The 22,970-nt window shown below is 50.2% G+C and carries 22 protein-coding genes and 1 riboswitch; of the genes, 19 read left to right on the top strand and 3 right to left on the bottom strand.

Features of this window, described 5'->3' with window-relative positions:
* Positions 1-144: 144 nt before the first annotated feature.
* Positions 145-486: a bacillithiol system redox-active protein YtxJ gene (ytxJ, locus tag IEX98_RS10435; protein ID WP_188888970.1), complete on the bottom strand. Its 342-nt coding sequence runs from the start codon at positions 484-486 to the stop codon at positions 145-147.
* 328 nt (positions 487-814) lie between these two features.
* On the opposite strand from ytxJ, the gene IEX98_RS10430 reads away from it, so the two are divergent.
* The 12 genes from IEX98_RS10430 to IEX98_RS10375 all read left to right on the top strand — a co-directional run bounded on the left by IEX98_RS10430 (position 815) and on the right by IEX98_RS10375 (position 11,771).
* Positions 815-1,951 carry an ABC transporter ATP-binding protein gene (locus IEX98_RS10430; RefSeq protein ID WP_188888968.1) on the top strand — a complete coding sequence of 379 codons (1,137 nt, stop codon included), beginning with the start codon at positions 815-817 and terminating at the stop codon, positions 1,949-1,951.
* Entirely contained in the window at positions 1,941-2,768 is an 828-nt protein-coding gene (locus IEX98_RS10425) for an ABC transporter permease (protein WP_188888966.1), read from the top strand. Before IEX98_RS10430 ends, IEX98_RS10425 begins: the two co-directional genes overlap by 11 nt.
* Positions 2,743-3,549: an ABC transporter permease gene (locus IEX98_RS10420; protein WP_188888964.1), complete on the top strand. Its 807-nt coding sequence runs from the start codon at positions 2,743-2,745 to the stop codon at positions 3,547-3,549. Before IEX98_RS10425 ends, IEX98_RS10420 begins: the two co-directional genes overlap by 26 nt.
* Complete coding sequence (locus IEX98_RS10415) at positions 3,546-4,616, top strand: ABC transporter substrate-binding protein (RefSeq protein ID WP_188888962.1); 1,071 nt, start codon at positions 3,546-3,548, stop codon at positions 4,614-4,616. Before IEX98_RS10420 ends, IEX98_RS10415 begins: the two co-directional genes overlap by 4 nt.
* Positions 4,617-5,046: 430 nt before the next feature.
* Positions 5,047-5,709, top strand: coding sequence for an HAD family hydrolase (locus IEX98_RS10410; RefSeq protein ID WP_188888961.1), 663 nt, complete (start codon positions 5,047-5,049; stop codon positions 5,707-5,709).
* A 152-nt stretch (positions 5,710-5,861) separates the two neighbouring features.
* Positions 5,862-7,034, top strand: coding sequence for a mannitol-1-phosphate 5-dehydrogenase (locus IEX98_RS10405; protein WP_188888958.1), 1,173 nt, complete (start codon positions 5,862-5,864; stop codon positions 7,032-7,034).
* 174 nt (positions 7,035-7,208) lie between these two features.
* Entirely contained in the window at positions 7,209-7,892 is a 684-nt protein-coding gene (locus IEX98_RS10400) for a TerC family protein (RefSeq protein WP_188888956.1), read from the top strand.
* A gap of 165 nt (positions 7,893-8,057) precedes the next feature.
* Complete coding sequence (locus IEX98_RS10395; protein ID WP_188888954.1) at positions 8,058-8,249, top strand: hypothetical protein; 192 nt, start codon at positions 8,058-8,060, stop codon at positions 8,247-8,249.
* A 127-nt stretch (positions 8,250-8,376) separates the two neighbouring features.
* The gene (locus tag IEX98_RS10390) at positions 8,377-8,823 is read left to right on the top strand and encodes a Fic/DOC family protein (protein WP_229692080.1); all 447 of its coding nucleotides are present in this window, start codon (positions 8,377-8,379) and stop codon (positions 8,821-8,823) included.
* Between the two features lie 198 nt (positions 8,824-9,021).
* Complete coding sequence (locus IEX98_RS29425; protein WP_188888950.1) at positions 9,022-9,387, top strand: zinc ribbon domain-containing protein; 366 nt, start codon at positions 9,022-9,024, stop codon at positions 9,385-9,387.
* Positions 9,388-9,462: 75 nt separating this feature from the next.
* Complete coding sequence (locus IEX98_RS10380; protein WP_188888948.1) at positions 9,463-10,257, top strand: arylamine N-acetyltransferase family protein; 795 nt, start codon at positions 9,463-9,465, stop codon at positions 10,255-10,257.
* A gap of 71 nt (positions 10,258-10,328) precedes the next feature.
* Positions 10,329-11,771, top strand: a complete 1,443-nt coding sequence (locus IEX98_RS10375) for a nicotinate phosphoribosyltransferase (protein WP_188888945.1) — start codon at positions 10,329-10,331, stop codon at positions 11,769-11,771.
* A gap of 103 nt (positions 11,772-11,874) precedes the next feature.
* Here the strand turns inward: IEX98_RS10375 and IEX98_RS10370 are convergent, their stop codons facing one another.
* The gene (locus IEX98_RS10370; RefSeq protein ID WP_188888943.1) at positions 11,875-12,762 is read right to left on the bottom strand and encodes a helix-turn-helix transcriptional regulator; all 888 of its coding nucleotides are present in this window, start codon (positions 12,760-12,762) and stop codon (positions 11,875-11,877) included.
* Between the two features lie 206 nt (positions 12,763-12,968).
* Here IEX98_RS10370 and IEX98_RS10365 point away from each other — a divergent pair, with 206 nt between their 5' ends.
* The 6 genes from IEX98_RS10365 to IEX98_RS10340 all read left to right on the top strand — a co-directional run bounded on the left by IEX98_RS10365 (position 12,969) and on the right by IEX98_RS10340 (position 19,754).
* Positions 12,969-14,366, top strand: a complete 1,398-nt coding sequence (locus IEX98_RS10365; RefSeq protein ID WP_374705336.1) for an MATE family efflux transporter — start codon at positions 12,969-12,971, stop codon at positions 14,364-14,366.
* Between the two features lie 45 nt (positions 14,367-14,411).
* A complete protein-coding gene (gene infC / locus IEX98_RS10360) occupies positions 14,412-14,897 on the top strand; it encodes a translation initiation factor IF-3 (RefSeq protein WP_188888941.1) in 486 nt (161 codons plus the stop codon).
* A 179-nt stretch (positions 14,898-15,076) separates the two neighbouring features.
* Positions 15,077-16,795 (top strand): ABC transporter ATP-binding protein, encoded by a 1,719-nt coding sequence (locus IEX98_RS10355; protein WP_188888940.1) that lies wholly within the window; start codon positions 15,077-15,079, stop codon positions 16,793-16,795.
* A gap of 198 nt (positions 16,796-16,993) precedes the next feature.
* A complete protein-coding gene (locus IEX98_RS10350) occupies positions 16,994-17,455 on the top strand; it encodes a cupin domain-containing protein (RefSeq protein ID WP_188888939.1) in 462 nt (153 codons plus the stop codon).
* A 60-nt stretch (positions 17,456-17,515) separates the two neighbouring features.
* Positions 17,516-17,666, top strand: a riboswitch (cyclic di-AMP (ydaO/yuaA leader).
* 122 nt (positions 17,667-17,788) lie between these two features.
* Positions 17,789-18,421, top strand: coding sequence for a hypothetical protein (locus IEX98_RS10345; RefSeq protein ID WP_188888938.1), 633 nt, complete (start codon positions 17,789-17,791; stop codon positions 18,419-18,421).
* Positions 18,422-18,518: 97 nt separating this feature from the next.
* Complete coding sequence (locus IEX98_RS10340) at positions 18,519-19,754, top strand: MFS transporter (protein WP_188888936.1); 1,236 nt, start codon at positions 18,519-18,521, stop codon at positions 19,752-19,754.
* 432 nt (positions 19,755-20,186) lie between these two features.
* Here IEX98_RS10340 and IEX98_RS10335 read toward each other — a convergent pair whose 3' ends face one another.
* A complete protein-coding gene (locus IEX98_RS10335; protein ID WP_188888934.1) occupies positions 20,187-21,995 on the bottom strand; it encodes a 5'-nucleotidase C-terminal domain-containing protein in 1,809 nt (602 codons plus the stop codon).
* A gap of 206 nt (positions 21,996-22,201) precedes the next feature.
* Here IEX98_RS10335 and deoC point away from each other — a divergent pair, with 206 nt between their 5' ends.
* Positions 22,202-22,891: a deoxyribose-phosphate aldolase gene (gene deoC / locus IEX98_RS10330; protein WP_188888932.1), complete on the top strand. Its 690-nt coding sequence runs from the start codon at positions 22,202-22,204 to the stop codon at positions 22,889-22,891.
* Positions 22,892-22,970 lie beyond the last annotated feature (79 nt).

Below are 22,970 nucleotides of genomic sequence, written 5' to 3'. Positions count from 1 at the left end.
AGGTTATCATCGGATACCATATCTCTCGTAAACTTCCAATAGTGTATCATCTTTTGTCGAAAGTTTCGATCAATCGACCTAAATAGTTCAATAGGCAAAAAAAAGCCACGCAGGCCATTGGCCTGCGTGGCTTTCGTCTTTTTATTAATCCAATACAGCTGTAATATGCTCTTTCGTAATCGCCCAGTGGGAAGTCGTCCATACTTTTTCTTTGTTCTGAACGAGCAGAATTTGCGGGGAAGCGTGTGTTACGGCCGTATCTTCGGCAATTTGATTCGAAACCGGACGGGATTCGATAACTTTAACGAGGACATAATCGGCATCCTCGCGCGCATTGCTATCCAGATACTCTTGAAACTCGCGGTGCGCATTCGCGCTGACCGGACATGTAGTGCTGTGCTTGAATACGACAAGCGGACGCTCAGTCGAACCTTTCAAAGCCTCGTTCCATTGCTCAATGGAATCTATTTCACGATATTGTGCCATCGTTAACACTCCTTTACCGTCTGTGGTGTAATGTAAAAAGCAACTTCGTGCTTGTATTTATTATAGCGCTACGCCAAGCAAAAGTCACTTATATGCGATCGGATTAATCAAGGTAACTATGCGCATATGGAAGCAAATTCATGCAAAATCTTTGCGATAAAATAATATTTGAACAACAGGATGAATTTTCCCCGTTTTTTATATAAAATTGTCGTTTGCAGATGGTATTCTTCATGTATAATCAAATGCTGAAAGTAAACGTTAGTGATATCAGAAGTGCTACATAGGTTTAATATCCTATTATTCCATAGAAGTGAGGTGCGGGAGGATGCAGGAGCAATCCATCATTCGATTTGAAGGAGTAACCAAGCGATATGACGATGAGACGGTCGTATTGAAGAACGTCAGTTTCGAGATTGAGAGGGGCAAATTTTACACGCTGCTGGGACCGTCGGGCTGCGGGAAAACGACGATATTGCGGCTCATAGCCGGTTTCATCGAGCCGTCGGCAGGCCAAATTTATTTTAACGGGAAAGTCATTAACCGTGTTCCAGCCAATGAAAGGCAAGTGAATACGGTGTTTCAGGATTATGCGCTGTTCCCGCATTTGAATGTGTTCGAGAACGTGGCATTTGGCTTGCGCATCAAGAAACTGAAAAACGATGTCATTACGACGAAAGTCAAAGAAGCGCTGCGGTTTGTCAATCTGGAGGGCTATGAGACACGGGAGATTACGGAAATGTCCGGCGGCCAGAAGCAGCGGGTTGCGATTGCCCGGGCGGTTGTGAACGAGCCGGAAATTATCTTGCTGGACGAGCCTTTATCGGCGCTTGATTTGAAGCTGCGGACAGAGATGCAGTACGAGCTTCGGGAGCTGCAGCGCCGTCTCGGCATTACCTTCATTTTCGTTACGCATGATCAAGAGGAAGCGCTGGCGATGTCGGACGAAATATTCGTCCTGAACAACGGCATTATCGAGCAGAGCGGCACTCCGAACGATATTTACGACGAGCCGATTAACCGTTTCGTCGCTGATTTTATCGGGGAATCCAATATTGTGGCGGGCCGGATGAAACAGGACTTTGAAGTCGAGTTTGCAGGCAAGTCATTTGAATGCGTCGACCAAGGGTTGAACCCGAACGAGCCGGTTGAAATTGTGATCCGCCCGGAAGATTTGGAGATTACTTCTCTGGATCAGGGCAAGCTGAAGGTGCGGGTCGATTCGCAGCTGTTCAGGGGCGTTCATTACGAGATCAGCTGCTATGACGAAGCGGATAATGAATGGCTCGTCCATTCTACGAAAAAAGCGTCTGTCGGCGAGCAGATCGGCTTGGTATTTGATCCGGAAGCGATTCACGTTATGCGATTCAACGAGACGGAAGAAGAATTCGACAAACGGCTCGATGCGTATAGCGACAGCGAGCATGACGACGGTCTAAGCGGTGAGGCTCGCGATGAACGCTAGAACGCGTAATTTTTACCTCGTACCGTATTTGCTATGGATCGCCTTGTTTGTCATTGCGCCAATTGTGCTGATCGTTTACTACTCGCTCTTTAATGTGGAAGGCCAATTCACCTTCGGCAATTATGCGAAGTTTTTCACGCCTGTCTATATGCAAATGACGCTGAGCTCCTTCTGGTATGCTTTTCTCATTACCGCCTTTTCCTTGCTCGTGGCCTATCCGGCGGCTTATTTGCTGACGAAGACGAAGCATAAGCAGCTATGGCTGCTGCTCATTATATTGCCGAGCTGGATCAACTTGCTGTTGAAGGCCTATGCTTTCCTAGGGTTGTTTGGCACATACGGTTTTGTGAATAGTGTGCTGGAGCTGGTCGGCATCGGCACGCAGCAAATTTTGTTTACCGATTTCAGTTTTGTATTCGTATCGGTATATATCTTTATCCCGTTCATGATTCTTCCGATCTTCAATTCATTGGAGGAGCTGAACCCGTCGTTGATCTATGCGGCACGCGATCTAGGCGCTTCTCCGTGGACGACGTTCCGCCGTGTCGTATTCCCGCTCACGCTTAGCGGGGTGAAGTCCGGCTGCCAAGCCGTATTCATTCCGGCGCTGTCGCTCTTTATGATTACGCGGCTTATTGCCGGCAACCGGGTTATTACGCTCGGAACGGCGATTGAGCAGCATTTTCTCGTGACGCAGGATTGGGGGATGGGGGCGACGATTGCCGTATTCCTCATTATAGCGATGGCGGTCATTATGCTGCTGACGGGAAGCAGAAAGCGAGGTCTGCAGGATGATAGCAAGAAGAAAGCTGTCTAATCTTTATTTGGTCGCTGTATTCGCTGTGTTGTACGCGCCTATCTTTTATTTATTGTTCTACTCGTTTAATTCCGGCGGCTCGATGCGCAATTTCGAGAGCTTTACGCTGGACTGGTATAAGGAAGTATTTACGGATACGCGGCTGCTGATCATCGTGCTCAACACGTTTGTCATCGCGCTGTTATCGTCGGTCATCTCGACGATACTCGGCATCGCGGGTGCGCTCGCGATCCACTACATTCGCAAGCATCAGCCGAAAAACACGCTGCTGGCACTCAATAACGTCCTGATCGTCAGCCCGGATGTTATTATCGGCGCATCGTTCTTAATACTATTTACGATTATCGGCATTAAGCTTGGCTTTACGTCGGTGCTGCTGTCGCATATCGCGTTCAGCGTGCCAATCGTCGTTATCATGGTGCTGCCGAAGCTGCAGGAAATGAGTCCGACGCTGATCGACGCTGCTCGTGATCTCGGCGCAAGCAGCTGGAATGTGCTGACGAAGGTCATTATGCCGTACATCAAGCCAGGTGTATTCGCCGGATTTTTCATGGCGTTAACTTATTCGCTGGACGATTTCGCGGTAACCTTTTTCGTGACAGGCAATGGCTTCTCGACGCTGTCGGTTGAAATCTATTCGCGGGCCCGGCAGGGGATTTCCTTGTCCATCAACGCCCTGTCGACGCTGATCTTCTTGTTCACGATCGTTCTCGTAATCGGCTATTACTTCGTGAATCAGCGCAATAGCCGCTCTACGAACGTAGGGGAGGGAAGAAGATGAAGCAGCTGGTGCGGCTTTTCGCCGCTGTTCTTATCGTCTCTGCGGGGATGATGTATCTAACCGCATATTTGAATTCCAGCCAAGGCTATTCGAGCGGCAACACGCTCACGATTTACAACTGGGGCGATTATATCGACCCCGAGCTGCTTAAGGAATTCGAGCAGGAGCAAGGAATGAAAGTCATCTACCAGACATTTGATTCCAACGAAGCGATGATGACGAAAATCGAGCAAGGCGGCACGACGTTCGACGTCAGCATTCCATCTGAATATGCGATCAGCAAAATGAAAGAGGAAGGGCTGCTGCTGCCGCTGGACCATTCCAAGCTCCCGAATTTGCAGTATATCGACCCGAGCTTTCTGGATTTGTCCTTTGACGAGGGCAATAAATATTCGATTCCTTATTTCTGGGGAACGGTCGGCATCGTGTTCAATCCCGAGCTGACGGACTTGAAATTCGAGAGCTGGAACGAGTTATGGGATAAAAGCCTGCGCAATCAGATTCTGCTGCTCGATGGCGCTCGTGAAGTTATCGGCATGGGCTTGAACAGCCTGCATTATTCGCTGAACGATACCGAAGAAGCCCATTTGCAGGAGGCCAAGACGAAGCTGAGTACGTTAACCCCGAATGTGAAGGCCATCGTGGGTGACGAGATCAAGATGCTGCTTGCCAATGAGGAAGCGGCAGTTGGCTTAGTCTGGTCGGGCGACGCTGCAGAAATTATGAGCGAGAATGAGAAGCTGGATTATGTGGTGCCGAAGGAAGGGTCGAATCTGTGGTTCGACAATATGGTCATTCCGAAGACGGCTAAAAATATTGAAGGCGCGCATGCCTTCATCAACTTTATGCTCGATCCGGAGCATGCCGCGCAAAACGCCGAATATGTAGGCTATTCCACGCCAAATGCAAAAGCGCTGGAATATTTGCCGGCGGACGTTGCGGGCGATGAGCGGTTTTATCCGGGCAAGGAGCTGACCTCCAAACTGGAGGTTTATGAGAACCTGGGCAAAAGAATGCTGTCGCATTACAATGAGCTGTTTCTAGAGTTTAAAATGCATCGCAAATAGATGCGGTTGAGCCGCCGTATGCGGGCAGGAGAAAAGAGTGTATTCAACCCTCCTGCCCCGTATCCGGCGGCTTTTTCTGTCCGTGTGCCAGGTCGGTCCTGGTACCCACGAATTTGCTGCCCGGAAGCTTCTCTTTTCTCCAGCTTTGTGCCTTTGGAGTCTCAATATAAGCGTTTGCAAGGTGCCGCTTCAAAAAAATTATCAGAAAATTTAAAATAGCGGCCATTAAATCGCTTTATCCCAGCAGGGGCAAGGGATCGGCGATTTTTCCTTGAAAGCAGGTAAGCGTTTGCGTACTGGAGGCGGATAGGCTGTCGCCCTTGACTAAAACTTTTGATCAATGTTACGGTTTTGTTAGGATAATTCACATTCCTAAGCTTATGCCCGAGGGGAACAGTCGCCTCGCACAAAAACTTAAGGAGATGATGGTATGGTTAAAGCGATTATTTTTGATTTTGACGGAACGATTCTCGATACGGAGACGGCATGGTACTACGCCTTCCGAGACGCATACAAGAAGCATGGCGTTGAGCTGTCGCTGGAGCTTTACTCCAGTTGTATAGGCACAAGCAACGATCACTTCAATCCCTATGACTATTTAGCGACCGAGCATGGCATCCAGTTCGACAAGCAGACGTTCAAGGAAGCGATTCACTTGGAGCACACAGCGATGATGGAGCGCGAGCAAATACGTCCCGGAATTCGTGAATTGCTGGAGCGTGCGAAGGCGGAAGGGCTGCGGATTGGTCTGGCTTCCAGCTCCTCCTATGAATGGGTGGACAAATATTTGAACCTGCTTGGCATCCGTGACTATTTCGAGTGCATCCGCACTTCCGATCATGTTGCCCAAGTAAAACCCGATCCTGAGCTTTATCTCCAAGCGCTGGAGGCTCTCGGCGTAGAAGCCAATGAGGCGATCGCCATCGAGGATTCCCCCAATGGTGCCAGAGCAGCAATTGCCGCGGGCATGCACTGTGTAGTCGTGCCAAATGAGTTGACGAAGACGTTAGCCTTCGACGCCGCCCCCCGTTATTATCACGCCGATAGCTTAGCTGAGGTCGATTGGAACCAGTTTGCAGCCAGTTCTCGTTAAGCGCCCGTCTCATTTCTATTCCAACAGCGGTTCGTTCGTCTTTAATGGCAAAGGACACCGCTGCTTTGCAACTGATAAATTCAGAATATTCAATCAATTATAAACGAACTGCTCATGCTCATGTACATGGGAAAATAAAGGGGGTTCGGCTTATGAAAGCTGTTCATTTCGGAGCGGGCAATATCGGCCGCGGCTTTATCGCTCTGCTGCTGTCTCATTCCGGGTACGACGTCACGTTCGTTGCTCGCAATGAGAAGCAAGTAGCACTGTTGAAGCAGCGCTCACAATATGCCGTTACGCTGGCTAATGAAGCCAAGGACACCGTGCTTGTCCAATACGCCAATGCGATCAGTGTGAGCAATGAGCGGGCTGTAGCGGAAGCGGTAGCTGCCGCCGACATCGTGACAACGGCTGTTGGCGTCAATTCTTTAAAGCAAATCGCCGAATCCATCGCCCGCGGCATCACGCTGCGGCTGAGGGACGGGGATGACCGGCCGCTTCATATTATTGCTTGTGAGAATGCAATCGGGGGCAGCTCGCTGCTCAAGAAGAAAGTGTTTGCGTATTTGCCGGAGGACTGTCGTGCCGCCGCTGCCGGACGTATTGCATTTCCGGATACGGCAGTTGATCGGATTGTTCCGCTCCAGCAGCATGACGACCCGCTTAAGGTAACGGTAGAGCCGTATTATGAATGGATCGTCGAGAGCTCTGCAATGCTGGATGGCTTTGATGGCGTTGAAGGGATGAAATACGTGGAGTCCTTGAAGCCTTATATCGAGCGAAAGCTGTTCACGGTCAATACGGGGCATGCCGCTGCTGCCTATCACGGTTACTTGAACGGCTGCGAGACCATTCAGGACGTCATGGAAGACCCGGTGCTTAAGAAAGAGGTTTCGAACGTGCTGCTGGAGACAGGGAGCCTGCTTACGGCCAAATATCATTGGGATGAGTTGAAGCATCGCAAATACATTCATCAAATGATGAGCCGGTTTATGAATCCCCGTCTTAGCGACAAAGTTGTAAGAGTAGGGCGATCGCCGCTTCGCAAGCTGTCGCTGCATGACCGTCTCATTCGTCCGACCCTTCAAGCCCATGAGCTGGGGATGGAGACCAGGCATTTGACCGCGGTTATCGCCGCTGCCCTTCAATTTGATTATGAAGAGGATCAGGAGGCGGTGGAGCTGCAGTCTATTTTACGTACGGAGGGCATTCATCATGTGATCCAGCAGGTGATGGGGATATCCCCGCAGCACCCGGTTCACCGGCAAATCGCTTCCCGGTATGGGGAAAGGGAGATCCGCCGTTTGAAAATCGGGGGTGAATAGGCAATAGTCCTCATTCCTGCCGCAAGATCACCCTTTTGGAACGCAGGACGACGCCATGCACCGCTGGTTAATTGTTTATGGGACCGTAGTTTAGGGGTATGATAGGGGAATGCAGCCATTCTCTTTTCATTTCCGAATTTCACAACCATACACAATTGATTGGAGCCTCTGAACATGGATAGCGAGCTGATTACCGGATTATTGAAGCTAATTCTTATCAATATCTTGCTTAGTGGCGACAATGCGGTTGTTATCGCGCTTGCCTGCCGGAATTTACCGCCTCAGCAGCAGAAGAAAGCTACGCTGTGGGGCGGGGCAGGCGCCGTCGTGCTGCGTATCGGTTTGACGTTTGTCGCCGTATGGATATTGAAAGTACCGTTCGTACAGGTTGTCGGAGGCATCCTATTGCTTTACATAGCGGTTAAGCTGCTGCTGGATGACGGCAGCGAAGAGAAGCTGAAGCCGGGTGTTGGACTGGCTGGAGCCGTGAAGACAATCATTATTGCCGATCTCGTCATGAGTCTCGACAACGTGCTAGCTGTTGCAGGTGCTGCACAAGGTAATATACTCCTCATCATTATCGGACTCGCGATCAGCATCCCTCTTATCGTATGGGGCAGCCAGCTGCTGATGAAAATTATGGAGCGGTTCCCCATCATCGTCTGGGGCGGTGCGGCACTCCTAGGTTATACAGCAGGCGAGATGCTGGAGAATGATAAAGGAATCGGACAGTTTTTCGAGCTTCCGGTTGCTGGAGGGCATTACGTTGTCCCGATTTTGCTCGCTATACTAGTTGTTGTGTTAGGACGAGTACTAGGGAAAAGACGCGCGGTACATCACGCTCCGGAAGGTTTATAGGAGCTAACCGGTCAGAGATTGAAGCACATAAGTGTCCATTCAGAGCGTATGATAAGCTCATTGGGAATAAGATTTCCAGCTTCTACGTGCAGAAAACAGTACTGTGCACACGGTTTTTCGGGTATAATATATGTATAAGAAGCCTCAAAGAAAGTAGGCGATTTCATGACTCAACCTGTAGCAGTAATGGTCGAAGCCGACATTGATTACGCATTTCGCAGCTCAAAAGCGTCTTTGGAAATTGAAGGTAAGACTTTGCCAAAGGGTGGAGACGATCTTATCGTGAGCAGCCTCAGAGGAGAAATTACACAAGAAGAGTTTCTAAAGCGTGCACTCCAACTAGCCCGGAGTGTATAAAGACAGTTCTAGTCAGTCACGGTACTGCTACCCCGATACTGACGTACTGATTAATATTCCTGGTTTAAGGGATCCGAATCAACTGGAAGTTTATGAGTCTCTTGTTGCTACACAGCGAGGTTCTCATTTGCATCAGAATCCCTGCCTCGGATCCTTTGATTTAAAACATCTAAAAGCGATCCACCACTATATTTTTCAAGATATCTATCCTTTTGCAGGGCAGATTAGAGATGAAGATATATCTAAAGGATTCTATTTTGCTCCTTCTCAATATATTCTTCTACAAGCCAAAGAAATATTTAGAAAATTAAGGGAAGAGAGCTATCTAGTCGGGTTAGATCTAGAGGAGTTTTCTCAAAAAGCAGCAGAGCTCATGGGGGATATAAATCATCTGCACCCATTCCGTGAAGGAAATGGACGTACACAACGAGAGTTTATTCGTTGCCTTGCTTTAAGGGCCGGATATAAACTCGACTGGTCGCGCGTAAGTACGAAGGAAACCCTTGACGCTTCTATTCGATCAGTAGTAGACGATACCCCTCTTGCGGATGTTATTCGTCGTTGTATCATCTGAATTTATGCAATAATTAATACATAAAGTAAAAAAAGGGCCGTCATCGACGCCCTTTTTTTTATTTTAATCCAGGTTACATAAATGTCATTAAGGATACGCGATATGCGTTGTGGCACAGCTTTTTGCGTTGAAACATCCATATGGAAACTTTTACAAGTCTCATGCGTTTAACAGATAAAGAGAGGGGAGTTTGCAAATATGATATGTCCTTGGTGTCATGAGATTGTGGAGCTCCGTACAGACGGAACCTGCCCGGAATGCAAGAACGAGGTGAATGAGGAGGGAGAGGGCGGACAAGAACAAAGCCTTCCGCGCTCGACTGAGCTTATCGATATGTTCCATCATAAGTTTCGTTGCGCCAAGTGCGGCGATGGCGAGTGTGACGTGAAAGAGGTTGCGATGACGGGAACGGGACTGAGCAAGCTTTTCGACATCCAATACAATCATTATTTATTCGTCTCCTGCTGCAACTGCGGCTTTGTGGAAGTCTATAACCCGGACGTTATTAGGGGAAGCAAAACAGGTTCTGTAAGTACGGTGCTTGATATTATATTTGGCCGCTAGATGAAATTGCAAATATAAATTGCTGGTATAATGCCTATAGAAGTCTATCTTCCGGGAATAGCGAGGGATATAACGATGACGAATGATACGCAGCAGTGGACGCATTTGCAGCCGGACATTATCGCTTATTTGCAAAGAATCGGATTCACGGGGGACGTTGGCGTCAATGCCGATACGTTATCCCGGCTTCAGGAATGTCATATACATTCCGTACCCTATGAAAATTTGGATATTTTGCACGGCGTACCGATTTCTCTGGAAATTCCCCGTTTGTTCGATAAAATCGTGACGCGGCGGCGAGGCGGCTACTGCTTCGAATTAAATGCCTTGTTCGGTTGGCTATTGGCGGAGCTTGGCTTCGAGGTTGTCCATTATTTCAGCCGGTTCTGGCGGGATGAGACGGATACGCCGCCGAAGCGGAGGCATCATATTTTACAGGTAACGCTGGACGGGGAACGCTATTTATCCGACGTTGGCGTTGGCGGCATCGTACCTAGAAGACCGCTGCGGATGATGGAGCTTGAGGTGCAGCAGCAGGGCTCCGAAATCTACCGGATGGAGCGGGATGCCGAATTCGGCTGGCTGCTCTGCGAGCAGAAGGGTGAGACGTGGCATCGAATCTATTCGTTCACAGAGGAGCCCCAGTTGCCCAAGGATTATGTGATGGCTTCATTCTGGTGCGAGCATGCGCCGGAGTCGATTTTTAAGCAGCTGGCAATAGCCGCTATACGAACGGAAGAAGGACGAAATACGATAGCAGGCGAGGAGTTTAGAATATTCACAGCGGATGGGGTGCAGGTATTCAAGCCGGAAACGGATGAAGCCTACCGGGAAGCTTTGAAGACCCATTTCGGGATCGAACTTCACTAAAGCCTTCCGTTTACGGCGCTACAAGCTGGACATGCTGTTAAGATGGAATTGAACAAGAGAGGTGCTGCAACATGACGGATTCCGGCTTAACGCTGCATACCGATAAATATCAGATTAATATGATGTATGCTCATTGGAAAAATGGTACGGCTGATACCGGCGCGGTGTTCGAGGCCTACTTCCGTAAGCTGCCGTTTGGCAACGGCTATGCTGTGTTCGCCGGGTTGGAGCGAATCGTCAATTATATTAAAGAGCTCCACTTTAATGAACAGGAGCTTCATTATTTGTCGCAGCAGGAGGAACAGTATGAGCCTGCTTTTCTGGAATTGCTCCGGCAGTTTCAGTTCAAAGGAACGCTCTATTCGGCGGAAGAGGGAGCAATTGTCTTCCCCAATGAACCGCTTATTCGAGTGGAGGGCACGGTATTTGAGACGCAGCTTGTCGAGACGGCGCTGCTTAATTTTATGAACTACCAGACGTTGATTGCAACGAAGGCATCCCGCATTGTGCAGGTTGCATCGGGCGATACGCTGCTGGAGTTCGGCACGCGAAGGGCGCAAGAGGCGGACGCCGCCGTATGGGGCGCACGGGCGACCTATATTGCGGGTTTTCATGCCACCTCGAACCTGCATGCCGGTATGCTGTTCGGCATTCCGACGAAGGGTACGCACGCCCATTCTTGGGTGCAGGGACATGACAGCGAGGAAGAGGCGTTTCTCAACTATGCGAAGGCGCTGCCGGATCAGGTTACGCTTCTGATTGATACCTACGACACGCTCAAAAGCGGGCTGGAGCATGCCATTCATACCGCTCATTGGCTGGAGAGCATCGGTAAACGAATGAGCGCTGTACGCCTCGACAGCGGCGACCTTGCTTATTTGTCCAAGGAAGCGCGCAAGCGTCTCGATGCGGCGGGGCTGCCCTATGTGTCTATCGTCGCGTCGAATGATCTCGACGAGACACTTATTTTCAACCTGAAGGCGCAAGGGGCGAAAATCGATACTTGGGGGGTCGGCACACAGCTCATTACAGCCGCTGATCAGCCTTCACTTGGCGGCGTGTACAAGCTGACGGCCCGCGAGCGGGAAGGGCAGTGGATACCTGTGATTAAGCTGTCGAACAATCCGGAAAAGGTATCTACGCCCGGGCGCAAAGATGTCTACCGGATTATCGACCGGAGCACTGGCCTTGCAGAAGCCGATTATATCGCGCTTAGCGATGAGGACGAGATGGTGCGAGGCGAGCCTTTACGGCTATTCGATCCCGTACATCCCTATATTTCCCGCGTCGTTACGGATTACGAGGCCGTGCCGCTGCTGACCCGGGTTATCGATAAAGGGGAGCTGGTGTACGAGCTTCCAAGTTTGGAGCAAATCCGTGCTTTTCACCAGCGGGAGCTGGCAAGGTTCAAGCCGGAGGTGCAGCGCAAGCTGAACCCCGAGCTTTATGTCGTTCATCTGAGCGAAAAGGCGTGGCAGCTGAAGATGGATTTGATTCAAAGCAGCAAACGTTAGAGCAAGCGTTAGCAGCGCGGGAAGAGCCTGCTGATCGAATGTTCAATTGGACCTAAGCTTCCCTTATTACCGTTACCGCCAGATGCGACAGAGCGACGCGGCTTCAGCCGTGTGCGAAGCGCTGGCGGTATTTGCGCGGAGAAATCCCTTCATGCTTCGTGAAGCTGGACGCGAAGTAGGCGGGATGGCTGAACCCGACCTCCTCGGCGATCCGGGCGACAGGCTGATCGGTTTGCAGCAGAAGCAGCTTGGCGCGCTCAATCCGAAAGCGTGTCAAATAATCGATCGGCGAGCAGCCGAACACCTTTTGCATGCAACGTGCAATGTATACCGGGTGAAAGTTGATGCTCTCGCCAAGCTCTTTGGCCGTTACGGCTTCCCGGTAGTGCTGCCGCAAATAAGTGGCGGCTTGCTCGGCACATAGGGCAGCAGGCGATGAGTTGTGCATTTCAAAGGATGCCGAGAGCTGCTCCACGAGTTCCTGGAACAGAAGCTGCTGCTTCCAGCTCACGCTGCTGCGATGATTATGACGGTCCAGTTCCGTTAACTGACGAATCGTTTCGGTTACCTTTGCCGGCTGAAGCAGCTTCGTAAATTGCGGTACTTGCTTGATGAACGTCTGAGTTGTGAAAATCCGGGCGGCGGCTGCCGCCGAAGGATCTGCATCGGCCGGTTCGTACTCGGAATAATTGCTATCATGGATACTCCAGCCTCCTGTCGTCTGAAAATGGAGCCAGTGATAACAGGTTTGTACCTTACAAGGCTGCCATCCATGATGATAGGCATCAGGACGGAGAATGAGGCTATGACCGGCTTCGATGTTAAAGCGCTGCTCCTCCTCCCCGATATACAGGCAGCCTTCCGTGACGACTAGCAGATCGAATACTTCGATCCTCCGTCGCCCTGGATGCTTGAAGCCGGGGGCATTGATCGTGAAGCCGCTGGCCATGTAATGCGGCAGTGGCGGTATCGTAAATTGAAAGAGTGTCACGGGCAAGGAAACCTCCTGTCGGTTCATCGGAATGAAGGTTGGAATCGTGAAAGTTTCGGTTTTGAATCTGATACACTGCTTGCAGTATAGCATCTATAATTTGAAATGACGATTTTGATGCTCAGACAGTAAGCGGACCGTATATTCCCGATGTTCCAAAGTTTGGGCAGCAAGCTGCAGTCGGATACAACAGGAGGTTTCAAATGATGAATTCGCAACCGCGCAAGTTTACGCTCTGGATGCTGGCTTGGCCTATTTTTATCGAATTATTTCTGCAATTTTTACTGGGAGCGGCGGATACGCTTATGGTCAGCCGCATATCGGATGATGCGGTAGCCGTTGTAGGCTTTTCCAACCAGCTGTTCATGGCGTTGACCACGTTGTTCATAACCGTATCAAGCGGGGCGGGTATTCTGATCGCGCAGCGTATTGGCTCCCGCAAGAACGAGGATGCGCGCACAATTGCGATCATCGCCGTTAAAGTAACCGCGCTGATCGGTCTCGTTCTCAGCTTGATTTTATATATCATGCCGACACAGATTGCGGCTGTGCTCCAGCTTCCGGATAAGCTGCTGCCATTGGCTAAGGTGTATATCTCCATCGTCGGCGGGAGCATGATTCTGACTGCTATAATGGCAACGCTCAGCACATCCATTCGCAGCACGGGCAATACGAAAGGTCCGATGTACATTGCCATTGCGATGAACGTTGTTCATGTTATATTGAATTATGGCTTTATATTTGGCGAGTTTGGTCTTCCGCAGTGGGGCCTTACCGGTGTCGCCTTGTCGACCGTCATTAGCCGTCTGCTCGCAACGATCGTGCTGTTGTTCATGTTCTTAAATGCTTTCGAGCGTAAAATCAATCTGGCCGATTTCCGCATCTTCGATAACAAGCTGTTTAAGGAAGTGCTGAAAATCGGCTGGCCGCTGGCCGTCGGGCTGTCGGCATGGGTGTTCTCGCAGCTCGTTATTTTCAGCTATATTGCAATGCTCGGTGCAAGCGAGCTAGCAGCGCGGACGTATATGAATACACTGGAATCGTTTTGTTTCATGCTGGGACAGTCGATTGCGATGGCCTTGCAAATCCAAATTGCCCATATGTATGGCGCAGGGGAATACCGGAAGGCGTACAAGAGCGTATTCCGCGCCTTATGGATTGCAGAGCTCATTGTACTGATGAATGCATTCGTCATCTATCTGTTTGGCGGAAAAGTGCTCGGCATCTTTACGAAGGAGCCGGAAATTATCGCAATGGGCGTTTCCTTGCTGGGGATGAATCTGGTGCTGCAGCCGGGTAAAATGTTAAATATGGCGTTCGGCAACTCACTGAATGCTGTCGGAGATACCCGGTTTATTATGATCATATCGCTTACGGTGACGACCACCGTCGGCGGATTGATGCCGTATGTTGTTGGTATCCACTGGGGCTGGGGGCTTCTGGGCATCTACGGCTGCATGATTGCTGACGAATATATTCGGGGCGTTCTAGTATGGCTGCGATGGAAGCAGCAGAAGATGATCCGCCGCGCCGAGCAGGGAACTGCGGGGCAAAGGGAAAGTATAACCGCAACAGGGGGCAACGCTTCCGTTGCCAAAGCTTAAGCTTTCACAATTAAGCGCATGAATGATTAATGGAGGTAACTAAAGATGATTTTGAATGAAAAAATAAAAGCGTCCGAGCTGCTGCTTACGGGCTTGGACGGCGAGGAGCTCGGCATCGTGTCACGAGCCGAGGCGCTGGCAATGGCAAAGGAGCTGAAGGCCGATCTCGTCTGTGAATCGCTGATGAGCAGCCCGCCGCCTTGCAAGCTTATGCGAAGGGGATCGGCGAAGGATGCGGCCAGCAAGCAGAAGCGGGAAGAGAAGGTGAAGGAGCAGCCCGCGAAGGTAAAGGAGCTGCGGCTGTCCGTCGACATCGAGCAGCATGATTACGAGACGAAGCAGCGGCAAGCGGAGAAGCTTCTCGAATCGGGACATGCTGTGCTGCTTGTCGTTCGAATCTCGGGCAAGGAAGGACCAAAAGCGAAGGCTCTGTTAGAGCAGCTTGTCGGCGATTTGAAGCAGCACGGGCAGAAGCAGACAGGTATTCAAGTGAGCGGCAAGCAGGCTGCTGTGCAGCTTAACCCAAACTAAATTGGACTGAATTTGGCTAGGATTGCTGCTCCAATTCAGCTCAATCTTAGCTAGATTAAACGCTAAATGAAGTTCTAAATGAAGCGCGAAATATCTCCTAACAGCAATTGACACTGACTGGAAGTTTGGGTATGCTTTTAATTGAAAATCATTATCAATGACCCAAAAGGAGATTGCAGATGCTTCGCAGATTTTTCAGCTATTATCAGCCTTATCGTAAGCTGTTTTACCTTGATTTCCTAAGCGCGGTCGTACTAGCTATTCTAGAGCTGTGTTTCCCGCTTGCCGTCAGTTACGTCATTGATACTTTGCTTCCTGACGGGAACTGGATGTATATCATTACGGCCTGTTCGATTCTCTTTGTGATCTACGTCATTAACACGCTTTTGCAATATGTCGTCACCTACTGGGGGCATATGCTTGGGATCAATATTGAGACGGACATGCGCCGGAAGCTGTTCCAGCATGTGCAAAAGCTGTCCTTCCGGTATTTCGACAATACGAAGACCGGCCATCTGATTTCCCGGCTTACGAACGACTTGTTCGAGATAGGCGAAGTGGCGCATCATGGACCCGAGGACATGTTCATCGCAGTGATGACACTAATAGGCGCTTTTGGCATTATGGCTTACATTAATTTGGAGCTGGCTATCTTAACTTATGTCATCGTTCCCATCATCATCTGGCTCGTTATTTTCTTCAACAAAAAGATGACAAAAGCATCGGATCGGCTGTTCAGTGAAATGGCTGATTTCAATGCCCGTGTTGAAGATACAGTTGGCGGCATTCGCGTCGTACAAGCATTCGCTAATGAGAAGCACGAAGGCAAGCAATTTGCGGAAAACAACAACCGTTTCCGTATTGCCAAACTGATTTCGTACAAAATCATCGGGATGAACGCTTCGATCACTTATATGCTCATGCGTTTTGTACAGCTGTTCGTGATGCTGTGCGGCGCCTGGTTCGTTATTCAAGGCCAGCTGCACTACGGTGAGTTTATCGCTTTTGTTCTTATGACTAATATCTTCTTCAAGCCAATTGAGAAAATTAATGCCGTTATTGAGAGCTATCCGAAAGGGATTGCGGGCTTCAAGCGCTACATTCAATTGATGGATACCGATCCGGACGTAGCTGACGCGCCAAACGCCCGTGACATCGGTCACGTAAAGGGCGATATTCGCTATAACAATGTATCCTTTGGCTACGAGGGTGAAGCGAAGGTGCTTAACGGCATTAGCCTATCCATTAAGGCAGGCGAAACGGTTGCATTTGTGGGACCTTCCGGCGCAGGGAAAACGACGCTTTGCAGCCTGCTGCCCCGGTTCTATGAGGTGGATGGCGGCAGTATTTCCGTTGACGGTCAAGATATTCGCAAAGTGACGATGGAATCGCTGCGCAAGCAGATCGGTATCGTGCAGCAGGATGTATTCCTGTTCCATGGCACCATTCGTGAGAATATCGCCTATGGCAAGCTGGATGCCTCCGAAGCGGAGGTTAGAGAAGCGGCACGCAGAGCCCGGCTCGAGGAATTCATTGCCGCGCAGCCGAATGGGCTGGATACGGTAGTGGGCGAGCGGGGCGTGAAGCTGTCCGGCGGCCAGAAGCAGCGGATGGCGATTGCCCGGATGTTCTTGAAAAACCCGCCGATTCTTATTTTGGATGAAGCGACTTCAGCGCTTGACACCGAGACGGAAGCGGCGATTCAGCAATCGCTGGCCGAGCTGTCCGTCGGCAGAACGACACTAGTCATTGCGCATCGCTTGGCAACGATTAAGAATGCCGATCGCATCGTCGTTGTGACGGAAGAAGGCATTTCCGAGCAAGGCCGGCATGATGAGCTTGTCGCAACTGGCGGCGTATACAGTCGTCTGCACAAGGCACAGTTCGGCACAGCCTAATTCATTAAATGCAAAAAAGCCTGTTCTTATCGCTTCCGTTTCAGGGGGCGTAAGGAGCAGGCTTTTTCATTATTCAGTAGCAATCATTCATTTGACTGACCGTCATTTGACTGACCGTCGTTTGACGGTTTCTCGACATTCGGTATAAAATTTGAAGCAGAAACAAAGCTTTAGAAAGATACTGGGAGGAGAGATCAAATGAGCAATACAGTAAAACAGCTGTCCCCTTTGGTCGAGGCTTTAGGGTTGAAGCCGCATGTAGAAGGCGGCTGGTATAAAGAGCTTTGGAAAGCATCCTTCGAAATTCCTCAACAGGTGCTCGGCGAGCCTTATTCGGGCCCTCGTTTTGCAGCTTCTTCGATTTACTTCCTGCTGCATCCCGAGGAATTCTCCGATTGGCATAAAGTACATTCGGACGAGCTGTGGTTATGGCATTCAGGCGGCCCAATGAGGCTTACGCTTGGAGGCACAGAAGATGCGCCGCATACACGCCAGGAAATTATTTTGGGCGGAGACGTTCTGAACGGTCAGCAGCCGCAAGCGCTGGTTCCAGCGGGAGAATGGCAAATGTCGCATCCGCTGGGGGACGAGCCCGTATTCGTGTCCTGTGTCGTAGCGCCGGGCTTCCATTATGACGATTTCAAGCTGATTCAGCGCTAATTCATAGGCTTTGGCCGGAATTTGCCGGATTGTTTGACAAATGGTTTGGGCATCTTTTAAAATTAGAGTACGCTTAATTTCCGGCGTTATGCTGGAAAGCGGGGGAACCAAATGCAAGTGGGGCGAATAGGTCTTGATGTCAAGCATCAGCCTTAGGGTACCATCTACCCGAGTCCGTCAGCTAACCTCGTCAGCAGTGGATGGGTCATCTAGTTATGAATACGAATGTTTATGACCCTTGCAAACTTTAGGATTGTAAGGGTCTTTTTGTGTTTTTATCGACCCCCGCTGGTGAAGCGTGCACCACAAATTCTTTTTTAAGGAGGAGTTTGTATGCCGCAGCCCAAATATTCGGTTACTTTGAACAATGGAAATCCGATAGTGCTGGAGGAAGATGCTCAGCTCGCAGAGCTGATTCATGCCCGCAGCAGGGAGGAATTCCCGGCCGATACCCGCATTCAAGTGACCACGCAATTCAACCGTCCGAGCGATCTGACGCCGGAGGCCCGAGCCAGCCTGGAGGAGCTTCATCAGGCCGGTGCCATTCTAGTCAACCACACCCCTATTTTGAAAGGCATCAATGATGACCCGTTTCTATTGTCGCATATGCTGAATCAACTGGCCTGGATTGGTGTAACGCCATCCCTGGTGTTTATTCAGCATCCAGAGAGCAGTGATAGAGGGGTATCCGTTCCCTTGAAACGCGCATTTCAAGTGGTGGAGGGTGCGAAAGCACTCATTTCTGCCAACGGAAACCCGCTGAAGCTCGTCATGTATCATAGTTCCGGAAAGATCGAGATCGTATCGATCGACAACGGCAAAGCTTATTTGAGGTATCATCATTCCAAGTACGGCCGTGATGGACATTTTATGATGCTGGATTGTCCGGACGATGCCATCTGGTTTGATGAATTGCCGGGCAGCGAGCCTTACGGCAGGGTAGGCGATGGAGCCGCATTCATGTAAAACGATTGATTTACAGCAAGTTCAGGCTGCGTTATGATGGTCATTAACTGGAATACGTCATCCAAATTCATAACGAAAGTCGAAGGGATTTCACAGCATGCGCGAGTCCTTATGGACGAAAAACTTCATCTTATTGTCTTGTTCGAATTTATTTCTTTTTTTAGCGATCGAAATGCTGCTGCCTACCTTGCCAATTTTTGCGGCAGACCAAGGCAGCACGGAGTCGCAAATCGGTTTATTACTGGGCTTCTTTACATTTGCCGCCGTTTTGTCCCGTCCATTCACAGGGGCGGGCGTGAAACGGCTTGGGAAAAAAGGGCTGCTGCTCGCAGGCGTCATCATCTGCTTAATTGGCATGGCCAGCTATTATGTAGCAGGAACGCTATCTGTCTTGCTGCTGCTCCGTATCGTGCACGGTATCGGATTTGGACTTGCGACAACGATGTTCGGAACGGTCGTATCCGATGTCATTCCGGCTTCCCGGCGTGGCGAGGGAATGGTTTTTTTTGCGACCGGTAATGCCATTTCCTTTTCATTAGGTCCGTTTCTGGGCATTTGGGTGCTGGAGCATTACAGCTACGGCGGTTTGTTTGGTTTCGGCGTCGTTATTTTGCTGTTGTCGCTATTCTTTACCTTATTTGTCCGGCTGTCTCCCGAAGGACAGGCACAGATCAAGGCTAGCGCCAAGGAGAGGGAAGCTGAAGCGGCGATGAGAGAGGCAGCTGCTGCTCGCAAGCTGTCATGGACGCATGATGTCGTGGAGCGGAAAGCATTGTTCCCGGCTGTGCTTGGCATGATGGTAGGTTTCGCATTTGGCGGGTTACTCAGCTTTATTACGCTGTTCGGCATCGAGAAGGGGCTGGCCAATATCGGCTATTTCTTCCTCGTCGTTGCGATCAGCGAGGTGCTGATCCGGTTCGTCAGCGGTCCGTTGTTTGACCGGAAAGGACGGTTCTGGGTGTTGTTCCCTTCAGCCATACTGTGCATCGTTGGCTGTGTGCTGCTTTACAAGACCGAGACAACCGCTATGCTGCTTCTAGCTGCCGTGTTCTATGGGTTAGGCTTCGGAGCTTTGTTCCCAGCTTTGCAGGCATGGGTCATTAACAGAGTCGAGCCGGAACGGCGGGGTGTCGCGACGGCGACCTATTATAATTTGTTTGATATCGGTATTGGCTCCGGCGCTATCCTCTTAGGTTTTGCGGCGATGTGGACCAATTATGCGACCATGTTTCTATTCTCCGGATTGTTCTTCGTTCTGTACCTGATTCTTTATCTCGTGTATGAACGGAAGCAGAGCATCCAAGGAAGAGAGCAGAGCAATCAAGCAGCTTAATATTAAATGAAAAAATGGCGGTGCAAGGGTAGTTTTATCCTTGTGCCGCCATTTTTGGTTTTTAATCGATTGCCGTTCCTAGCGAAGCAATCGGCTTGTGTGGAGATCCGTTGTCTCATCATCGCAGATGCTATTCTCTTTTTGGTATCTTATGAGCCTCTATCCGGGGTCTAACCTCGTTCTTAGATGTCATCTAATGAGTCCAGTAGGGCTCAAAATGTAAATCTACATTTTGATAAGCCTCTTAAGGTGTCCAAACCGCTATCAAAATGCAAAAGTGCATTTAGAATTCAGCTATTTTGCCTTATTGTAGCCTTTTAGGGCGATCAGCCTGCACATTTGCATTTTGATGATCTAAATTGACGCGAAAACGGCTGACAGCCTGCACATTTGCATTTTGATTCTTAGTTTTCCCTGCTCAGCTTCTAGAAACTAAGCCGAAAGCTTAATTTTTTGCCCCGGGTGAATGAGATTCGGGTTCTTTATACCGTTGATATCGCGAAGCTGCTGCCAAGTCGTTCCGTGCGTTCTAGCAATCGACCAAAGCGTGTCTCCTTTTTTTACTGTGTAATCCGGTTTAGCCTCAGGTTTAGCCTCAGGTTTGGGTTCCGGTTTTGGTTCGGGTTTGTGCTCGAGCTCCGGCTTCGTTGCCGGCTCTGCTGGCTCAGGTTCGGACGTTGCAACCACTTCTTGCGCGACAGTGGCAGCAGCTGTAATACGCCCCTCCACCTTCGGCAGCGTGCCATCTAGCTTCTCGATGTAGGCGATGAGCGCCTCATCGAGCGAGCCATACATCCCGGCTTGCGGATAATGGCCGAGCATCACGTACTCGTCTCCACCCGCTGCCATGAAGTCATTCGTCGCTACAACGTATTGCTTCTTAACGTCAAGCGGCTTGCCGCCCACAGTCACCGAATGAACGCGTTGGCCAGCCGGCTTGGCTGCATCAATCTTAAATGCTATGCCGGAAACTTGAGGGAATGCACCTTTCGGATTCGGGTAATCGGATACGCCATTTTCAAGTGCAGCCTTTAAGTCGGCTCCAGTTACCTTCAAGGTTACGATTTGGTTGCCGAAAGGCAGTACCGTGATGACGTCTCCTTTCGTAATGACGCCTTCGTTAATGGAGGCGCGAATGCCGCCGCCATTCGTCAAACCGATGTCTGCCCCGGCTGCATCGCGAATCGCATCGGCGATAAGGTTGCCCAGATTCGTCTCGCTCGCCCGCACGAGTTCGCGAGTTCCTTCCAGCTTGCCAGTCGCCTTGCCAACCTCCTGCGACAAGATCGTTTCCTGGCTCTTCTGAATATCTGCAACTAGCGCAGCCACTTCGGCATTGGGCTGAATAGCCGCAGCTTCTTTCTGATCGATGAGTGCAGCTTGCTTTTTGATTACTTTGCCGTTATCGAACCACAGGTCGACAACACCTAAATATTTCGTATACTCACCAGCGCTGACGAGGAGGGTTCCGTTGCCTGCGACAAGGCCGTCCTTCAATACCGTATGACTGTGACCATCGATAAATACGTCAATGCCGGATACCTCCTTCAGCAGCTTCAAGCTTGTATCTTCACTGGCGGCATCTTGTCCAATATGACCTACGGCAACGATGATGTCCGTTTTGTCTTTTAATTCCTCTACAATGGCTTTCGCTTCCTTCGTTGGATCAGTAAAGGTTAGCCCTTTCACATTATTGGGATGCGTTTTGTATGCCGTCTCCGGCGTTGTCAGACCGAATATGCCGATTTTTACGCCATCTACTTCTTTAATGATATACGGCTTATACAGAAGTGACTGGTCTTTGGTTACGCGGGTATTTGCGCTAAGCAGCGGGTAAGTCATGGCATTCTCCAGCTCCAGCAGCCGTTCATAACCGTAATTATATTCATGGTTGCCAGGTACTGCCGCGTCATAGCCCATTTTGTTCATGACCTGCACGACGCTCTCACCAGTTACCAAAGTAGCGAAGGTCGTCCCGTGTACAGCATCACCGCCGTCAAGCAGAAGCGTATTGGGATTGGCTTTGCGATAACTGTCGATGATACCGCTGAGCTTGGCGAAGCCCATTTCACCGCTTGTGCTTTCGACCGCTCGGGCGTGCATATCGTTCGTGTGCAGCAGGGTAATATGTTTTCCGGCCGCGGTCGTTGCTGCTTCGGCTGCAGTGACGGTGCCTGTCGAGGCGGCAATCAGCGACACAGCCAACAAGGCAGCGCCTAACCACTTAAACCTCTTGAACATAGACCTCTCATCCCTCCATAACCTATATTTTCCAAGCACTTTCCCTATTCTAGGTTTGCAAATGAATTCCTGTTTAGTTTTCTTTAATTTTCTGAAAATTAAAACTTAAGGCATACTAGTAGGGACATATTGCGCAGGCCGCCTTATTGCTCATGACGCATACGGTTTCGTATAATGGGAGAAATGACTAGGAGGGCGATTCACTTATGAAGGATGGGCATAACTTGCCGGTTGCAGATATTGCTGCGGCAATCGATCATACCGTATTGAAAGCAGACGCGACAAAAGCTGAAATCGTACAGCTATGCGAAGAAGCGAAACGTCACGGCTTTGCGACCGTTTGCATTAATCCGGGCTGGGTGAGGCTGGCGTCGGAGCTGCTGGCAGATTCGAAGGTTGGCGTGACGACGGTTATCGGTTTCCCGCTGGGAGCGACGACAACGTTTGCGAAAGCGGCAGAGACGCGGGATGCAATCGCAAATGGTGCAACTGAGGTGGATATGGTGCTGAACATCGGATTGCTCAAATCCGGCGATGACGAGGGAGTCAAGCGGGATGTAGCGGGCGTCGTTGGGGCAGCGGGCGGACAAGCAGTCGTTAAAGTGATTTTGGAGACGGGATTGCTGACAGATGAGGAGAAAGTGCGGGCATGCTTGATCTGCAAGGAAGCGGGGGCGGATTATGTCAAGACGTCAACGGGATTCGGCAAAGGCGGAGCTACCGCCGCTGATATCGCACTGATGCGGCGCACCGTTGGTCCTGAGATGGGCGTAAAGGCATCCGGGGGCGTTCGGGATCAGGCTACAGCCCGGCTAATGTTGGCTTCGGGAGCAACGCGGATTGGTGCCAGCGCCAGCGTGGCGATTGTGTCCGGAGGAACGGGAGAGGGTTACTAGCGCTTGGACGAAAGCGAAATCCACACTTGCATCAAGGTGCAGATGTTGGGGGATTGACCCTATTTTTGAATCGCGTTAT

The organism is Paenibacillus radicis (ex Gao et al. 2016), assembly GCF_014641555.1.
GTDB classification, from domain to species: Bacteria; Bacillota; Bacilli; order Paenibacillales; family Paenibacillaceae; genus Pristimantibacillus; species Pristimantibacillus radicis.
This window is presented reverse-complemented; position numbering and strand designations above follow the sequence as displayed.

What these genes read in the sequence shown, in the direction of transcription:
- IEX98_RS10355 (WP_188888940.1), top strand. Translation starts at nt 15,077, where the DNA reads ATGCTTCGCAGATTTTTCAGCTATTATCAGCCTTATCGTAAGCTGTTT.
- IEX98_RS10345 (WP_188888938.1), top strand. Translation starts at nt 17,789, where the DNA reads ATGCCGCAGCCCAAATATTCGGTTACTTTGAACAATGGAAATCCGATA.
- IEX98_RS10425 (WP_188888966.1), top strand. Translation starts at nt 1,941, where the DNA reads ATGAACGCTAGAACGCGTAATTTTTACCTCGTACCGTATTTGCTATGG.
- IEX98_RS10350 (WP_188888939.1), top strand. Translation starts at nt 16,994, where the DNA reads ATGAGCAATACAGTAAAACAGCTGTCCCCTTTGGTCGAGGCTTTAGGG.
- IEX98_RS10410 (WP_188888961.1), top strand. Translation starts at nt 5,047, where the DNA reads ATGGTTAAAGCGATTATTTTTGATTTTGACGGAACGATTCTCGATACG.
- IEX98_RS29425 (WP_188888950.1), top strand. Translation starts at nt 9,022, where the DNA reads ATGATATGTCCTTGGTGTCATGAGATTGTGGAGCTCCGTACAGACGGA.
- IEX98_RS10430 (WP_188888968.1), top strand. Translation starts at nt 815, where the DNA reads ATGCAGGAGCAATCCATCATTCGATTTGAAGGAGTAACCAAGCGATAT.
- IEX98_RS10335 (WP_188888934.1), bottom strand. Translation starts at nt 21,995, where the DNA reads ATGTTCAAGAGGTTTAAGTGGTTAGGCGCTGCCTTGTTGGCTGTGTCG.
- deoC (WP_188888932.1), top strand. Translation starts at nt 22,202, where the DNA reads ATGAAGGATGGGCATAACTTGCCGGTTGCAGATATTGCTGCGGCAATC.
- ytxJ (WP_188888970.1), bottom strand. Translation starts at nt 486, where the DNA reads ATGGCACAATATCGTGAAATAGATTCCATTGAGCAATGGAACGAGGCT.
- IEX98_RS10365 (WP_374705336.1), top strand. Translation starts at nt 12,969, where the DNA reads ATGAATTCGCAACCGCGCAAGTTTACGCTCTGGATGCTGGCTTGGCCT.
- IEX98_RS10340 (WP_188888936.1), top strand. Translation starts at nt 18,519, where the DNA reads ATGCGCGAGTCCTTATGGACGAAAAACTTCATCTTATTGTCTTGTTCG.
- IEX98_RS10375 (WP_188888945.1), top strand. Translation starts at nt 10,329, where the DNA reads ATGACGGATTCCGGCTTAACGCTGCATACCGATAAATATCAGATTAAT.
- IEX98_RS10400 (WP_188888956.1), top strand. Translation starts at nt 7,209, where the DNA reads ATGGATAGCGAGCTGATTACCGGATTATTGAAGCTAATTCTTATCAAT.
- IEX98_RS10380 (WP_188888948.1), top strand. Translation starts at nt 9,463, where the DNA reads ATGACGAATGATACGCAGCAGTGGACGCATTTGCAGCCGGACATTATC.
- IEX98_RS10405 (WP_188888958.1), top strand. Translation starts at nt 5,862, where the DNA reads ATGAAAGCTGTTCATTTCGGAGCGGGCAATATCGGCCGCGGCTTTATC.
- IEX98_RS10420 (WP_188888964.1), top strand. Translation starts at nt 2,743, where the DNA reads ATGATAGCAAGAAGAAAGCTGTCTAATCTTTATTTGGTCGCTGTATTC.
- infC (WP_188888941.1), top strand. Translation starts at nt 14,412, where the DNA reads ATGATTTTGAATGAAAAAATAAAAGCGTCCGAGCTGCTGCTTACGGGC.
- IEX98_RS10395 (WP_188888954.1), top strand. Translation starts at nt 8,058, where the DNA reads ATGACTCAACCTGTAGCAGTAATGGTCGAAGCCGACATTGATTACGCA.
- IEX98_RS10415 (WP_188888962.1), top strand. Translation starts at nt 3,546, where the DNA reads ATGAAGCAGCTGGTGCGGCTTTTCGCCGCTGTTCTTATCGTCTCTGCG.